The organism is Acetobacter sp. DsW_063 (genome assembly GCF_002153745.1).
Lineage (GTDB): Bacteria > Pseudomonadota > Alphaproteobacteria > Acetobacterales > Acetobacteraceae > Acetobacter.
Map to the genome: position 1 here is coordinate 1 of NZ_JOPL01000125.1, position 353 is coordinate 353.

Genomic DNA, 353 nt, shown 5'->3' on the forward strand with positions numbered 1-353 from the left:
GACCGACTGGCGTTGTCCGCCTCATGGTCCGACCTCCCGACCGTTACGAGCCGCCGCCAGCGGCGGCCGTCGTGGTCAGATCCGCGAACGAGCCCTTGATCAGCGCCTCGGGGCGATACACCGCCAGCGCAAGCCGCTCTTCCGCAAGGATCGTGACCATGTTCTTGACGAAGTTATCGCGATCCTCGGTCGAGATCGTCACCGTCGCGTCCTCGCGGTCGAAGATCTGCGCCGCGTAACGGAAAGCGCCCGTCATGAAGCCGCCCGCCGCCATGGCGAGGCTCTGCGCCACGGGAAGCCCCCACAGCACCGGCCCGGCGACGCCGGTCGGGTTCGCGAAGACGTAGCGCTGC

At 68.3% G+C, this 353-nt stretch carries 1 protein-coding gene; it reads right to left on the reverse strand.

All coding sequences use genetic code 11. The features are described from left to right. Window positions 1-43: 43 nt before the first annotated feature. Window positions 44-353: phage major capsid protein (locus HK28_RS13100; RefSeq protein WP_086644985.1), on the reverse strand; the 310-nt coding region annotated here is incomplete at its 5' end.